The sequence below is a fragment of the Bradyrhizobium sp. genome (genome assembly GCF_019244115.1).
Lineage (GTDB): Bacteria > Pseudomonadota > Alphaproteobacteria > Rhizobiales > Xanthobacteraceae > Bradyrhizobium.
Map to the genome: position 1 here is coordinate 13,026 of NZ_JAFATE010000682.1, position 16,259 is coordinate 29,284.

Consider the following 16,259-nt stretch of genomic DNA (forward strand, 5'->3'; position numbering starts at 1 on the left):
GAGAAACAATGCTCCAACACGGCTCTTCTTTCTCAAATGGACCGGCGCCCTTCCGGCGGTGCGACGATGCGCACAAACCCCGCTGTTCCGGCAAGCTTCCATCGATGGCAAGCGGCGCCGCCATCATTTTCGTCGCGCTACCGTGGGATCTGTTGAGCACCGGGAGTAACAAACTATGGATCTTGCAGTCAGCTCTGATCGGGCCATGGTGCCAACTGTTACGGCAACGCCCTTGCCAGCCGCAACCCACCAAACGCGACGCGTGCTCGTGACAGGCGGGGCCGGTTTCATCGGCTCCCATCTTTGCGAACGCCTGCTCGAAATGAGCTGCGACGTGCTCTGTGTCGACAATTTCTTCACCGGCGCGAGGCGCAATATCGAGCACCTCCGTCATCACCCGAGGTTCGAGCTTCTGCGGCACGACATAACCTTCCCGCTCTACGTCGAAGTCGACGAAATCTACAATCTCGCCTGCCCGGCCTCCCCCGTCCACTATCAATGGGATCCGGTACAGACGACCAAAACGAGCGTGCTCGGGGCCATCAACATGCTCGGTTTGGCCAAGCGGTTGCGGGTCAAGGTTTTTCAAGCTTCGACATCCGAAGTCTACGGCGACCCCGAGACCCACCCGCAGCAGGAATCCTATTGGGGCCATGTGAACCCGATTGGGCCGCGCTCCTGCTATGACGAAGGCAAACGATGCGCCGAAACCTTGTTTTTCGACTATGGACGGCAGCACAAACTGAAGATCAAGGTACTGCGCATTTTCAACACTTACGGACCACGCATGCAGCCGAATGACGGACGTGTCGTGTCCAATTTTATCGTTCAGGCGCTCAACAATCAGCCTATAACCATCTACGGCGATGGCCAGCAGACGCGGTCGTTTTGCTTTGTCGACGATCTGGTGAATGGGACGATCCGCCTGATGAATAGCCCGGACTACGTTACCGGACCAATGAACTGCGGAAATCCACACGAGTTCACGATTCGTGAATTGGCGGAAAAGGTGATCGCCTTGACGGGCTCTCGCTCACGGATCATCCATCAGGCGTTGCCGCAGGACGATCCGAGACAGCGTCGTCCGGATATTAGTCAGGCACAAGAGCTGCTGGACTGGCAACCGACGGTCATGCTCACGGAAGGCTTGCGTCGAACGATTTGCTATTTCGAGCAGCTGCTCTCCGTCGGCCACAGGCAGGAATTCGCTGAAGCCGATAGTTCACGAGAGGCATAGCTAATTTCTCAGCGTGCCTCGGAGATCGAAACGATCTTTGGCGAGAGCATTGAATTGCCGTCTTGATGAGGAGACTTGCTCCACGACCGGATACCGCGGCCTGAGCGATGCCGTCCTTTCCAGATCGTCATTCATTATGACGTCTTCTCTGCCGGCCCTTCGCGCCGCGACTTCCAGGAGACGGACTCGCATAGTCATTTTGAGAGATGGCGAGCGCGGCCAGCGCTGTCCTGTTGCCGATGTCAAGTTTCTGAAAGATGTTGTGAAGATGCACCTTGATGGTACCATCCGCAATATTCAGCCGCCGCCCGATTTCCTTGTTCGACAGTCCTTCGGATACCAGACGCATGATCTGACGTTCCCGGTCGGTCAGCGCCGTCAGAGCTTCGTCCGCGACTGCGCTCTCCTCTCGAAAGGGCGGCTTACTGGGCGAGGGCTTCGGCAAAAGTCTCTGACCATCAGCAACTTTCCGCAAGGTCTGCACCAGAGCATCGGGATCAATATCCGTTGGGATGACGGCGTAAACGCCAGCCAAAGCAAGCGTCCGCAGGTCGCGATCTTCGACGGACGAAGCAAAAAACACCAGTCTCGTAGCAGCATGTTCGGAGCTGAACTTAATCAGCGCCGCAACCCCAGGCATCAACATATCTATAATGGCGATGTCCGGAACAAGAACGCGAATTGCGTTGAGACAGCTCGCGCCGTCTCCGCAATGTGCAACAACCTTGAAGTCATGCTGCGCTCCAAGCACGCGACTCAAACCCTGCAGAATCACGGGATGCCGGTCTGCAATAACGACGCGTGTACGACGCATATGGTCTTCGCCCCTGTCGCGAATACGCAATACAGGCCTCGGTCGCGGCCTCGGAATACAACCGTTGGTTTGGACACAACCTTGTCCTATATCGAAAGGTATATATGGAAATAAGACAATTGATTCTAGCATTTGGTAATTTCATTACAAAAAGCACCTTTCACCTTCTCGCGAAGCCACTCAACACAATCACGAGGAGTTCCGGGACAGGAAAAACACCCCAATGAGCCCCTGGTCGGAGTCAACCGCCCCGGCAAACGTATTGTCGTGCATAGTCTGGAGTGCCATCATGAGGCGGCGCTACCCTTTTGGAATCGTACTCGTTGGAAAGACCAGCTTACTCAAAGAAGGCCTTGCCGAGATCTTACGCTCAGCAAATTTTCGGATCCTGACTTCCGTTTCATGCGCGGACGATCTGCCCACCAGCAAGGCTCAACGACCTCAACAACTGTTTCTCATTGTCCATACGGGCCAGAATTTCAACTCCGCGGTCGAACAAGTCGAGCTTTTCAGGAGCCGACGTCCGGACGCGCGAATTGCGATTGTGGCCGATCGCTATCGCCTCGACGAATTGGTTTCTGCATTTCGTGCTGGCGCCAACGGATTTTTCGTGGATGTCATGACCAGCCATATTCTGATCAAGTCGTTGGAACTGGTGATGATGGGTGAAACCGTCTTCCCCCCAGAATTTCTTTCATTCGCTCTCGATACTGAAAGCGGCGACGCACCTGAGCGAGAGCGCCCAGACGACAATCAACGCCTCTTCGCGACGGAAGATGGTATGGCACCTCAGCTTTCGCCGCGAGAGATCTCAATTCTCCGGTGCCTCATCGAAGGAGATTCCAACAAGTCCATCGCGCGAAAGATCGACATTGCCGAAGCGACCGTCAAGGTGCACGTCAAGGCGATCCTTCGCAAGATCCGGGCACAAAACCGGACCCAGGCAGCGATCTGGGGAATGAACAATGGATGGCTGGCACATACGACAAACTCGCTATCCCCCGCCAGCCCCTGGTCGGAGGAAGCGACTTCTATCTCCCCGGAGATCGTGCCTGAGCTCGAGCAGGCCACGAATCACTCCGGCCTGCCTTGGTCGAGTGCGACGGGCCGCAAATAGGCTGCCCGATTAACGGCGTTTTCCAGCGGGGCGAAGCTCGCCTCGCATCGTGGTCGGTTTCTTGACCTTGATTACCGCCAACGACCTTGCGCCGTTCCTGTAAACTTCAGACAGCACGTGCGCGATGTTCAAATCGGCAGGCGGCTTAGCTCGCAGGTCGTCCGATGCAGGCGGGGCCTCTTCTTTTGACCGGTCAAGCGGGTCATTGCTCATCGCCCAAATCGCGGCCTGCGTGCGATTGCGGACCCGAATCTTCCGGAGAATGGTTTTGACGTGAACCTTCACGCTCGCTTCGGTCATTGCCATCTTGCGCGCGACGGTCTTGTTGGAATCCCCTTCGGTGAGGCACCACAGGATGGCACGTTCGCGAGTCGATAACCGCGGGATATGGCGGCCATCGGCTCCCGCTGAACGCTCATTTCCTTCGACATCGGCTTCGACAATTTCATGGCTGCCGAGATTCTCGTCGTCGCCCGCATGTCCAATGTCAACCAAGCTGTGTAGATGGCCGTCGGTTTGCCGCTCCGAGATGAAATTCAAGATCTCCGGGGGCAACAATGTCACTCCAAGCATGACCAATTCGAGAGACTTAACAAACGTCTCGCAAGTCGACACCTTGACCAGATACGCGTTGGCGCCTGCGCGAAAGGCAGATACCATTCCGCTGAGCTGAGGCTGGTCGCCCAGGACCACGACCCGACCGGCCGGACACCGTTCCCTGAACAGCGCGATTTGTGTTAGGCCTGCATCAACATCATCGCTCAGATCGATGATGAACAGGATGGGCCGTTCTCGTTGAAGTGCATTCAAGAGGTGAGCGTCGGCGCAGAGCGCCGAAGCAACGATCCGATAGCCGGCCGCTGCCAAGATCCGACTGAGACCCTCTCTCAACAGGACATTCGCCCCGACAAGAACGGCTCCCTTCGGTAGGCTCCCCGGAGGTCCTTGCTCTGCCGTAGCCCGCGCCGACCCGCGACGGGCTCGTGAGCGAGTTGCGCGACGGTCCTGCCCTGCCACTTGCTCGCGGTCTTCGATGCGTGGCTTGCGTTTGAGTGGAGCAGGAAAAGCTGCGCTGTTCGTCGTGGTCCGACTGTTCTTCACGTCGCACTCCTGCCTGTTGCGCCCAGCCAGGTCAGGACCAACCTTTCCAGCCCACTCACATCTTGGCAGACGGCGAAAACGGACAACAGCGGCGCACATGGATGGCGGCACGGCGCATAAGAGCTATCGACGCTGGAACCATGAGTACTCCGGCTGGAGTACTCCTTGAGTATCCGCGGTGGTCTCTGTTGCTCGGCTCCGCAGCGCGGTAACGATTATTCTCGCCCGCGCGCAATCATAAAATGCAAGTCGACCACGAACCGCCGAGCGTGGAACGCTTGTCGGGCATCATGGCACCAACTTCAAATTTGGAAGCATCTCGTCGCCTGCCAAGGTTGGCTGGTCTTGCGGGCGGTCGTCCGTCCATCTTGCGCTTTCTGATCGCCTGCTTGGCGGAGTTCGCCGACAGCCGCGCCACTTGCCGGCGCGGCTTCAAACCGGGATTTCCGGTTCATCCGCGATCACCTACGGACCATATCGACACTGGACGGAAAACTGGACCGGTCCTCCAGCTGCATCATCCGCGACGACCCCGCCATTCGCCTCTCATAGAGCGTAAGGACGCCCAGCTAACACGATCGGTATCGTCATCCGAGGCAAGATGTCGCGCCGACAAGCCCCAATCGCTCCGTCAACGCCTCATCCTTATTCCCGATCGTTCTGCCGGCTCCTGAACCATTGTGTTGCCGAGCCAGCGCATGACTTCCTCGGCGAAAACAGCAGTCTTGACGGGCTTGTCATTTACGAAGATGTCATACTTCGTAGCGATTCCCTTTCTTTCAAGTGCAAATTCGATTCTGACACGCTTTCCGCAATGCTGGACATCAATGATTGGTTTTATAGCCATCGTAGCTCATCCTGTCGCGAAATCGATGCTCGCCCCCGGATGCGCTTTTCACCGTGATGTTGGCCTCACTCCTTTGGCCGACGCGCTGCCCGCAATGCATACACGGCCGCGAGCCAATTATTCCTCTTCGCTTGGTCTGCATCGCGAATATATCGAATTGCAGTGGCAGACGTTGCGATGGCTTGCCAATCAGGGCGATCGCCCTCAAATTACCCTGACCCCCGAGACGAACTCGGCCGCAAGCGCGCGGCCGCACTTCGAATACCGGTCGAGCGTGAGCTGAGCTCCGCCTTGTACGAAGCTGCGCGAGCTAGACGACGAGTGCGATCGCGGTCAGCGATTGCGATCACAACGGTAACGTTATCCGGCCTTAAGCCATGCCATCGTTTGCAGCCCTGCTGTTCGGCCATCCGCGCGGGCGGTAGCTGTTCAAATCGCGGGATACTTACTTGCGCGACATCGAAAGGCTTGTGCTCAGCGGCACGGCCGAGGAGTTGAAGGACCCGCGGCTGATCTAGCCTATGTGCGCAACTACAACAGTGAACGCGAGCGCTTGCGGGAAATGCGGCCGCTATGCGCACGCGGCTAGAGGTTCGGGATCGAGGCAAAGGGAAAACTGGCCGCGCTAGTCGGGGAGAGCTGTTTCGGCAGGCCCACCATCATGGTGGGTCATACGGTTTAGGAGGCAAGCCACCTCAAGAAGCGGAAGTGCTTAGAGGCGCGCAGGAACGAGCTCAAATGGAGCTGTCACATCACTGACGCTGCAGTTGCCGCTGAACAACGAGTTTCTTCAATACCCGATCTGGGTTAAGCTGCTACAGGCCGTGGAACTGGCCCGTTTGTATCCCACGGTAACATCCAACTTTCCGACGGAGTACTGCGCTGAAAACACCCATTCAGTTCGGTGCTGAAGGCGTCGAGCACCTCGAAGTGCTGTGGCAGGACGTCGACCGTGTCCTGTGCCGGGTCATTCGCCGCGCGGATCGCAATCGTTCCGGCGTACTTGCCGTGTTGCCCGCAGCCGAGCATCCGGCACCGGTGCCCGATCGTTTCGCCCACGAGTACCGCCTAAGAGACGAGCTAGACCCGGCATGGGCGGTGCGGCCGCTGGAGCTCGTGCGCGAGCACGGCCGGACCATGTTGCTGCTCGAGGATCCGGGCGGCAAGCCGCTCGCGGCGCTGCTCCGCGGTCCCGTCGAGGTGGGACACTTCCTGCGTCTCGCGATCAATTTGGCCACAGCTCTGGGCAAAGTGCACCAGCACGAGCTTATCCATAAAGACCTCAACCCCGCCAACATCCTCGTGAACTGTGCGGATGGTCAGGTGCGACTCACCGGCTTCGGCATCGCCTCCCGATTGCCCCGCGAGCGCCAGGCGCCCGACCCACCCGAAGTGATTGCCGGCACGCTCGCCTACATGGCACCCGAGCAGACCGGACGCATGAACCGCTCGGTCGATGCCCGAAGCGACCTCTACGCGCTTGGCGTCATCTTCTACCAGATGCTCACAGGTGCTCTGCCGTTTACCGCCGCCGATCCTATGGAATGGGTGCATTGCCACGTCGCGCGGCTGCCGGTTCCGCCTGCCGAACGCGTGCCGGACCTCCCGGCCGTGCTCTCGGCAATAACAATGAAACTGCTCGCCAAGGCGGCCGAGGACAGATACCAAAGCGTCGCCGGCCTGGAGAGCGACCTGCGGCGATGCTTGGCTACCTGGGAAGACCAGCGCCGGATCGAGAACTTTGCCGTCGGCGAGAACGACACGCCGCACCGGCTGTTCATTCCCGAGAAACTCTATGGACGAGAGCGCGAGGTCGCGTCCTTGCTCGCCGCGCTCGATCGTGTGGTGAAAACCGGTACGCCGGAGCTGGTGCTAATCTCCGGATATTCCGGCATCGGCAAATCCTCGGTCGTCAACGAATTACACAAGGCTCTGGTCCCGCCGCGCGGGCTGTTCGCCGCCGGCAAGTTCGACCCGCTGAAGCGCGACGTCCCCTATTCGACGCTGGCGCAGGCCTTTCAGGGTCTCGCAAGGTCGCTGCTCAGCAAGAGCGACGCCGAGCTGGCGACCTGGCGCGAGGCTCTCGGGGAGGCGCTTGGCCAAAACGGCCGGCTCATCGCCGACCTCGTCCCGGAGCTGGGACTCGTCATCGGCGATCAGCCGCCAGTTCCCGAGCTCGAGCTGCATGACGCGCAACGCCGTTTCCAGCTGCTATTCCAGCGCTTCATAGGCGTCTTCGCGCGACCGGAGCACCCGCTCGCGCTGTTCCTCGACGATTTGCAATGGCTGGACGCGGCGACGCTCGACCTCCTCGAGGATCTGCTGACCCGGTCGGATCTACCGAACCTCCTGCTGATCGGCGCCTATCGGGACAACGAGGTCGATGCAAGTCACCCGCTGGGGCGCAAGCTTGCCGCCATCAAGGACGCCGGCGGAAGCGTACGGGAGATTACGCTGGCGCCGCTCGGCCGAGAGCATCTCCGGCAGTTGATCGTGGACGCGCTTCACTGCGAGCCGGATCCCGCCGAACCAGTCGCGCAGCTGGTGCTCGAGAAGTCGGGTGGAAATCCGTTCTTCGCAATTCAGCTCGTCACGTCGCTCGCTGAAGAGGGAGTGCTCTCCTTCGATCATGATGCGGGGCGCTGGTCGTGCGATCTCGACCGCATTCAGGCCAAAGCATACGCCGACAATGTCGTGGACCTGATGGTCGGAAAGCTGATCCGTCTGCCGGCCGAAACACGAAGGGCGCTGGAGGCTCTGTCCTGTATCGGCAACGCCGCCGAGATTAGCATCCTATCGATCGTGCTCGAGGCCTCGGCAGAGCAGGTCAAGGCGATGTTCTGGCAAGCCATTCGCCACGAGTTGATCGAGCCGCTCAAAAGCTCCTACCGGTTCATCCACGACCGGGTGCGGGAGTCTGCCTATTCGCTCATTCCGGAAGAACGACGCGCCGCGGCCCATCTGCGGATCGGGCAGCTGTTGGCGGCGCACATACCGCCCGCGCAGCGGGAGGAGGCGGTCTTCGAGATCGTCAATCAGCTCAACCGCGGCGTCGCGTTGATCACTGCACCGGAACAGCGCGAGCAACTTGCGCAGCTCAACCTGATCGCCGGCAAGCGGGCCAAAGCCGCGACCGCCTATGCCTCGGCGCTCACCTATCTCAATGCCGGCGCGACGCTGCTGGCGGAGGATTGCTGGCAACGCCAGCATGACCTCATCTTCCAGCTCGAGCTGCACCGGGCGGAATGCGAGTTCCTCACCGGCGCCCCTGCGGCGGAGCAGCGCTTGAATGTGCTATCAAGCCGCGCCGCGAACACGCTGGAGCGGGCCACCGTCGCCTGCTTGCGCGTGGACCTATACACGAGTCTCGATCAGAGCAGCCGTGCCGTTGCCGTCGGGCTCGACTACCTCCGCCATCTGGGTATCGACTGGTCGCCGCATCCGACGGAAGTCGAAACGAAATGTGAATACGAGAGGATCTGGTCGCTACTCGGAAGCCACACGATCGAAGATCTGATTGAACTGCCTTTGATGAGCGACCGAGCAACCCTCGCAACGCTGGATGTTCTGAGCAAGCTCGGAGCACCGAGCTTGCAAACCGACGCGAACCTATTTTCCCTGGTTATTTGTCGCGCGGTCAATCTTAGCCTAGAGGGCGGCAACTGTGACGGGTCGTGCTACGCCTACGTACGGCTCGGCATGGTCGCCGGCCCGCGCTTCGGCGACTATCAGGCAGGATTCCGATTCGGCCGGCTCGGGCACGATCTGGTCGAACAGCACGGACTAAAGCGCTTCGAGGCCAGAACCTACATGTGCCTCGGAGCTTTCATCCTGCCGTGGACGAGACATATCCGCACGGGGCGTGATTTGCTGCACCGCGCGTTGCAGACAGCGAACAAGGTGGGCGACCTGATCCACGCGGCATACTGTGGCGATCATCTGACCACAAACGCTCTCACGGCGGGCGAGCCGCTCATTGAGGTGCAGCGTGAGGCCGAGAATGGTTTGGCGTTTGCGCAAAAGGCGCGGTTCGGGTTTGTAATCAACATCGCCGCCACTCAGCTCGCGCTGATCCGGACTCTTCGCGGGCTGACACCGAAATTTGGATCCTTTGATGATGGGGAATTTGATGAGTCTGAGATCGAACGCCGCTTCGCCCGCAGTCCGGATCTGGCGCTAGCGGCCTGCTGGTATTGGATCTGCAAGCTGCAGGCGCGCTACTTTGCAGGCCAATATGGTGAAGCTGTCGAGGCCCAATTAAGGGCGCGATCTCGGCTGTGGACCCTGGTCTCACATATCGAATCAGCGGAATATCATTTCTACGGTGCGCTGTCCCGAGCCGCCCTTTGTGATTCCGCACCAGCCGATGAGCGGCAGCGGCATCTGGACGCTCTGGCGGCGCACCATGAGCAACTCCAGATCTGGGCGGAGAATTGCCCGGACAATTTCGAGAACCGCACCGCGTTGGTCGGCGCCGAGATCGCCCGCTTGGAGGCCCGCGAGCTTGTTGCCGAGCGTCTGTATGAGCGAGCCATCCGTTCGGCTCGTGCCAACGGTTTCATCCAGAATGAGGCGCTCGCTTACGAACTGGCCGCGCGCTTCTACGCAGCGCGTGGCTTTGATGATATCGCGCATCTCTATCTGCGAAATGCCCGAAACTGCTATGCACGCTGGGAGGCTGATGGCAAGGTAGCGCAGCTTGATCGGTCACATCCGCAGCTAGGGCACGAGTCGCCTGCTGCGGGCCCGACCAGCACAATCGGGGCGCCAGTTGAGCACCTTGATCTTGCAGCCGTGCTAAAGGTGTCGCAGGCGATCTCGGGCGAGATCGTTCTGGAGAAATTGATCGACACGCTCATGCGTACCGGGATTGAACAGGCAGGCGCCGAGCGAGGTCTGCTAATTCTGCCGTGCGGGGCTGAGCTGCGGATCAAGGCGGAGACCACGACCTGCGAGGAATCGATTGTCGTGCAGCTGCGCGATGAGCCGTTGACCGCGGCGGTTCTGCCGGAGACGGTGATCCAATATGTGCTACGCACCCGCGAAAGCGTCATTCTCGACAATGCAGCAGCCCAGCCTCCGTGGGCTGCCCATCCCTACATCCGCGAACGCCGAGCGCGGTCCATTCTGTGTCTGCCTTTGATCACGCAGGCCAAGCTCATCGGCGTACTCTATCTCGACAACAGCTTGGCGCCCCGTGTCTTCGCGCCGGCTCGGATTGCGGTCCTGAAGCTGCTCGCCTCGCAGGCGGCGATCGCGCTGGAGAATGCGAGTCTGTACCGCGATCTCAGCGAACGCGAAGCGAAGATCCGACGCCTGGTCGACGCCAATATTATCGGGATCTTCATGTGGAAGCTGGATGGTCGGATTATCGAAGCGAACGACGCGTTCCTCCGCATCGTCGGATATGAGCGAGCCGATCTTGTCTCCGGTCGGCTTTCTTGGCGGGCCCTGACGCCTCAGGAATGGCTCGTCCGCCATGATCAACAATGGATACCCGAGCTCAAGCAGACGGGAAGCACGCAGCCGTATGAGAAGGAGTATTTCCGCAAGGACGGCAGCCGGGTGCCCGTGATGGTCGGCGGGGCGATTTTCGAAGAGGACGGCAATCAGGGAGTTGCGTTCGTGCTCGATTTGACCGAGCGCAAGCGAGCCGAAGAGGCATTCCGCGAGATGCAGAGCGAGCTGGCGCACGCGAATCGCGTCGCCACGATGGGCCAGTTCACCGCCTCGATCGCACACGAGATCAGCCAGCCCCTCACCGCGGTGGACACCAACGCCAGTGCCGCTCTGCACTGGCTTGCCAAGCATCCACCCGATCTTGAGAAGACCCGCCAGTCAATTGAGCAAATTGCCAGCGATTCCGGTCGCGCTGTCAACATCATTAGTGGGATTCGCAATCTCATCAAGAAATCGGCGCCACGTACTGACAGTTTCGACATCAACGAGGCCGTGCGCGAAATCAGCAATCTGACCCGTACCGAAGCGATCAGGAACGGCGTTTTGATTCAAACCAAGCTTGCGAGAGGATCGCTTCGGATCGAAGGAGATCGGGTTCAGCTGCAGCAGGTGATGCTCAACTTGATCATGAACGCCATCGAGGCAATGCGCAATATGACCCAAGGATCGCGAGAATTGCTGATCAGAACTGCCGCATCGAACGATGGCCTTGTACTCGTCACGGTGCAGGATTCAGGTCCGGGTCTTGATCCGACTAATCTAGAACGCGTGTTTGAACCCTTCTACTCGACCAAATCGAGTGGCCTCGGACTCGGCTTGTCGATTTGTCGCTTCATCATTGAAGCGCACGGGGGACGTTTGTGGGCGGCTGCAGGCGAGCAGCGCGGCGTGACCTTTCAATTCACAATACCAACGCGCGGAGAGGGAGCGCTCGACTCCACCTCATCGGCTGATCGGGTTCTTGACAGGAGCCAGTATTCAAATTGAGCGCTTGGTGCACAATTCGAATTGAAGCTTGGTGCACAAAGAACTTTGTCGGGCAGGAAAATATGACGGGCGTGAAACGCTGCCCATTGTAGGTAATGTGAATGATCATCGGAGTATTCGTGATCGGCACGGCGGCGGAAGAGTCCACGACTGGAAGTATGAAACCGGCCTGTGTCTGGACGTTGACACCTGAGAGCGCGCCGGGTCCAATCTCGGCCTGCAGCGTCGTCGTCATGCCGGGTCGCAGATAAGTCATCCCGCGGACAAGACTGCGCAGGACGAACCGGGCTTGTCCGCCGGGTAGCCGTCCGCTGTTGGCGATTTCCAGCTCCAGTGCGGGTCTTCGATCGAGAGACCGTCGACGTCGTGCAACGCGAGGCGACGGACTTGCGGCGAGACGGAGAAGGAAATCTCGATGAAGTCGTCGAGCTCGGTCTGACCCTCGATATCGCACAGCCCGCAGACGAAATGGCTCCGGAGCGCACGCGGTGAGATCAAGCCGAACGGCGGCATGGTTCACACCGGCGGACGTTGCCCGCCCTCGCCGCGGCGCTCTCCGTTAGAGAAGCCTGTCGACCGCCAGCGCGCCTTGTCTGTGGCCGCTATGCGCTGAGCCGGCGCAGCGCCACGTCGAGCCCAGCCCCCAACCGCACGGCCCCGGTACGCGTTGACCAGTCAACCAACGCCCGCGCCTCGGCGGTCATTTCGGGCAGCGGATTGCCGCGTAACGCCGCTGCAAGCACGCGGCCGCGGCGCCCCAGGAAATCGGCCAAAGGCATGGTCTCGCGCAGCGGCCGCGCCTCGATCCGGTAGAAGGCGGCGAGCTTGGCGCATTGGTCCTCGATCATGTCCGGATCGGCGAGAATCCAGCCCAATTCGATAAGCGCGCGTCGTGCAAGGTAGTGGTTGTGGGCCAGGACTTCGCCGGTCAGCAACGTCTCGGCCTCGGCAACGAAGGCATCGCGTTCGTCATCGTTCTCGGCGAGCCAGGCGTTGTCGGCCAGCAATGCCGGTCCCCAGTAGCTCATGGCCGTCTTGCGCGCCAACAGCAGCCCCTCCGCGAGCAGCGGGCGAGCGAGATCGGGGCGGCCGGCCTCGACTTCGACCTCGGCGAGGAAGGCCAGGTTCTCGGGCTCGAACCGCCATGCCTGCAGCTCGCGCACGATGGCGCGAGCGCGCTCGATATGCGGCCGCGCTTCTTCCGCACGTCCGAGTTCCAAAAGTGGACCGACGCAGGCGTGATGCGCGATCATCTCGGCTCGTTTCTGCCCGACCGCGACGGCAAGCGCGACGGCTTCCTGACCGGCAACCAGCGAGGCCTGCAGCTTGAGCTCGAAGAACATCGTATGCGCATGCATCGGCCGGTTCGAGACCTCAACGCGGCCCAACCCGATGCGCCGGCTTTCTTCGACGCATCGGCGGAAGTAATCGGCAGAAGCGACGTTGTCGCCCCGCGCATATTCCGCGTCCCCTAGGCCGCCAAGGGCGCGTGCCTTGGCCTCAGTGCTGCCGGAGCGCTCGGCCAGATCCAGGGCGGCGCGGTGCTCGACCAGGCACTCGTCGACCCGGCCGAGCGGAAAGAAAAGATTGCCGCGCGTGAAACGGCAGTGGGTCTGAATGTCCAGCCAGCCGCCGCCTTCCGCTAGTGCCTGCGCCGACACGACATCGTCGAGCGCCGCCGGCAGCTCGTCGAGGATCCGACGCGCCGCAGCGCTGCCCAGCAGCGCAAGGCTTCGGTTTCGCCGATCGCCGCCGGCCTGCAGCTTCCTGATACGCGGCCAGCGCCTCGCGCGCCCGGCCGGCGTCCAGCAGCGCATCTCCCTTTAGCAGCAGCAGCGCCGCACGGCTGTCCGCCGCCGCGGCAAGCGCCAGCCCTCGCTCGACCAGCGGCAATGCCTCAGCGGGTCGATAGCGTCGCAGCCGATCCTCGGCCGCCAGACGATAGGCGTCGGCGGCCGCGGGCGACTCAGCGCGATCGAGATGGGATGCGCGCAGGATCGGGTCGCGCCCGTCGAACCGATCGGCGGCGCGAGCATGCAGCGCGCGTTGCACCTCGGCAAGCAGCGAGCGCAGCACCGCCTCGCGGATCAGCGCATGAGCGAAGACCAACTCCCGCCCGTCCGCACGCAGAAGGCCCGCCCGCAGCAGGCTAGCTACTTCAAAGGCTGGATTGCCGACCAGCGCAAGTAGTGCTGCCGGATCGAAGCGCTGCCCCAGCACAGCGGCGGCATGCAGAGCGGCCCGATCAGCCGCCCCCAATCGATCGACGCGCGCCACGACTAATCCACGCAGCGAGAGCGGCAGCTCACCGGCGGTTTCCGTGACATTGCGCAAGAGCTGCTCAAGGAACAGCGGGTTGCCGCCGGCCCGCTCGATGCATTGGCGCCTTGTTTTGTCGGGCAGACCCGCTAGGTAGTCGGCGATCGCGGTGGCTTCCTGCGTCCGAAGCGGCCCGAGATCGATCGTGACCAGCGGCGCACCCGCCGGCTGGCTGCGCAACGCTTCATACAAACGCTCATTCTCGGGTCGCGACGTCAGCACCAAGATCAAGGGCTGGTCGATTGCGATGGGCGCCAGTCGCAACAGCGCGTCCACCAAACTTGCGTCAGCCCAGTGCAGATCCTCGACCAGCAGCAGCATTGGCGCACGCGACAGCTCCCGCCGCACCAGCAATGCCAGCGCCTCGTCACGGCCGCGCCGCCTGCTCGTTTCGTCCGAGGCGTCGATCAGGCTGCGCAGCGACGGCGTCAGGGGCGCTTCGGCCAGTTCGTGCAGAAAAGGTTGAATGCGCGCGTCGATGGGCTCCGCGGCCATCAATGCCCGCACCGCCGCCAGCCTGGTATCAGGCGCCGAATCGGCCAACAGCTCCAGCAGGCTGTCGGCCAACCGCCGCACAGGATCGCGCTCGTGCCCGGCCCCGAAATCGAGCACGTGGCAGACATGACAGGCAATGGCTTGGCGCATCGCCAACGCACACACTTCTCGCCCCAACCGGCTCTTGCCGATACCTGGCTCACCACGGACGTAAACTGTGCCGCCGCTGCCGGTGCCCGCGCAATTATCCAGCAGCGCCGCGATCTGAGCGAGCTCGGCCCGACGGCCGACGAACGGCGTCAACGATGAGGCCGGGTCCCGATGCGTCAGCCCCGCCAGCCGCCATATGTCTACCGGCTCGGCGAAGCCCTTCACCGCATGCCGGCCGCGCGCTTCGAACTGGGCGTGGCCCGCCAAGGCGCGTTGGACATGTTCGGAGACGAAAATCTCGCCAGCCGGCGCGAGATCGGTCAGACGCGCCGCAAGGTTTACGGATTCGCCGATCGCGGTATAACCGCCGCCTGACGCTCCGACGATCACTTCCCCGACCGCCAAGCCGGCATGCATCGACAGGTCGTGGCCGAGCGCGCGCGAAAGGTCCGGCATGCGGTCGCGCAGTTCTGCGGCCGCGTGCAAGGCGCGAAGCACGTCGTCGTCATGCGCCACAGGGGCGCCGAACAACGCCATGACCGCGTCGCCGATGTGCTTGTCGACCGTGCCACCGTGCCGCGTCACGATCTCGTCGGCAACGGTGAGATAGTGACCAAGCAGTGCGTGCAGCCGTTCGTCCGGCAGATCGCGCGACAAGGCTGTGAAACCGCAGAGATCGGCAAACAACACCGCGACCGGCCGGCGCTCCGTATCGAACTTGGCCGCGGTTCTGGTCTCGCTCGCTGTATCGTCGAGTTGCGCGATCGCTTCCAGCAGTCGACGGCGATGGCCAACCGAGTTTACGCCGATATCGCGCAGATCGTCGGCGGTGAGCTGGCGAAGCGTGGCCAGATCGATGTGATTGGCGGTAAACGCGGCGGCGTATTCTCCCAGCCCGAGCTGCCGCAACCAGGCCGACACGTCCATCTGCCGACACCTCGCCGATAATCTGACGACCCGCTCACAACGCCCCGAACGCCTGATCGCCACGAGGGATCGCGAAATCCCCATAGCGCGGCTCCGCCCATCTCTACTTCCCGCGGTTCCTTCCCTGCAGGCTTTCCGACGACGGCCGCGGCGCAAGCGGCTCGTCCTCGGCAGGCCGTCGTCCGAAACCCTTCACAAAATGCGAAGAACTCATTGGAAGCAAATCTGGTCGGCTATGCCCAATAAGCGGACCTCAATGAGACACCCCGCTACCAGGCCGCGAAGTTTAGAAACTGATAATTACTGATTTTTTGGTAGCGGGGGAGCGCTACCGCCTTTCCCCACACCAACCAAGCCTGCGATATCTCATCCAATCCTTCGCATGAAGCAGGTATGAGCCTGCCGCAAGGTCAGCTGCTTCGACAATGCACCGATGGAGAACTTCTTCCATACCCTGCAGACCGAGTTCGTCTATGATTGCCGCTATGAAAACCGTGCTGCGGCCCCACGCGATACCTTAGCCTTCAACGAGTGCTTCACAATCGAGCGCGGCTCTATTCCGCGATCATATATTCTCGCGGTCCAGTTGGAGCTAGACGGCGAAAACTCTTACAAGGCAAGGCCGGACCGTACATCGGGCGCATCCGCCGCTCGCCGGACGCCAAGTCCGCGGTAGTGCGATAAGGAAATTCGCATCGGAGGCATCGCCAGACTGTCTCGTGTGTGGCAAACCCATCCCCTAAGCTCGGTCAGGCTGGGCGGAGTGCCGCTTGTCAGGCCTGATTGGCCTTCCATTGTTAATAGT

8 protein-coding genes are annotated in these 16,259 nt (G+C 61.1%); 4 read left to right on the forward strand and 4 right to left on the reverse strand.

Going from position 1 to position 16,259, the window contains the following annotated elements:
- Positions 1 to 205: 205 nt before the first annotated feature.
- On the forward strand, positions 206 to 1,237 hold the full coding sequence (locus JOZ76_RS29560) for a UDP-glucuronic acid decarboxylase family protein (RefSeq protein WP_291704766.1): 1,032 nt from the start codon (positions 206 to 208) through the stop codon (positions 1,235 to 1,237).
- Positions 1,238 to 1,364: 127 nt separating this feature from the next.
- Here the strand turns inward: JOZ76_RS29560 and JOZ76_RS29565 are convergent, their stop codons facing one another.
- Entirely contained in the window at positions 1,365 to 2,081 is a 717-nt protein-coding gene (locus JOZ76_RS29565; RefSeq protein WP_291704751.1) for a response regulator transcription factor, read from the reverse strand.
- Between the two features lie 259 nt (positions 2,082 to 2,340).
- Here JOZ76_RS29565 and JOZ76_RS29570 point away from each other — a divergent pair, with 259 nt between their 5' ends.
- Positions 2,341 to 3,168 carry a LuxR C-terminal-related transcriptional regulator gene (locus JOZ76_RS29570; protein ID WP_291704753.1) on the forward strand — a complete coding sequence of 276 codons (828 nt, stop codon included), beginning with the start codon at positions 2,341 to 2,343 and terminating at the stop codon, positions 3,166 to 3,168.
- A 9-nt stretch (positions 3,169 to 3,177) separates the two neighbouring features.
- Here JOZ76_RS29570 and JOZ76_RS29575 read toward each other — a convergent pair whose 3' ends face one another.
- Entirely contained in the window at positions 3,178 to 4,035 is an 858-nt protein-coding gene (locus JOZ76_RS29575; RefSeq protein ID WP_291704755.1) for a LuxR C-terminal-related transcriptional regulator, read from the reverse strand.
- A 932-nt stretch (positions 4,036 to 4,967) separates the two neighbouring features.
- Between JOZ76_RS29575 and JOZ76_RS29580 the strand changes: the two genes are divergently transcribed.
- Both JOZ76_RS29580 and JOZ76_RS29585 read left to right on the forward strand, forming a co-directional pair.
- Complete coding sequence (locus tag JOZ76_RS29580; protein WP_291704757.1) at positions 4,968 to 5,399, forward strand: hypothetical protein; 432 nt, start codon at positions 4,968 to 4,970, stop codon at positions 5,397 to 5,399.
- Between the two features lie 647 nt (positions 5,400 to 6,046).
- Positions 6,047 to 11,563, forward strand: a complete 5,517-nt coding sequence (locus JOZ76_RS29585) for a trifunctional serine/threonine-protein kinase/ATP-binding protein/sensor histidine kinase (protein ID WP_291704759.1) — start codon at positions 6,047 to 6,049, stop codon at positions 11,561 to 11,563.
- Positions 11,564 to 11,815: 252 nt separating this feature from the next.
- Here the strand turns inward: JOZ76_RS29585 and JOZ76_RS29590 are convergent, their stop codons facing one another.
- On the reverse strand, positions 11,816 to 12,076 hold the full coding sequence (locus JOZ76_RS29590) for a DUF5939 domain-containing protein (protein WP_291704760.1): 261 nt from the start codon (positions 12,074 to 12,076) through the stop codon (positions 11,816 to 11,818).
- A 987-nt stretch (positions 12,077 to 13,063) separates the two neighbouring features.
- Positions 13,064 to 15,454 (reverse strand): adenylate/guanylate cyclase domain-containing protein, encoded by a 2,391-nt coding sequence (locus JOZ76_RS29595; protein WP_291704762.1) that lies wholly within the window; start codon positions 15,452 to 15,454, stop codon positions 13,064 to 13,066.
- Positions 15,455 to 16,259 lie beyond the last annotated feature (805 nt).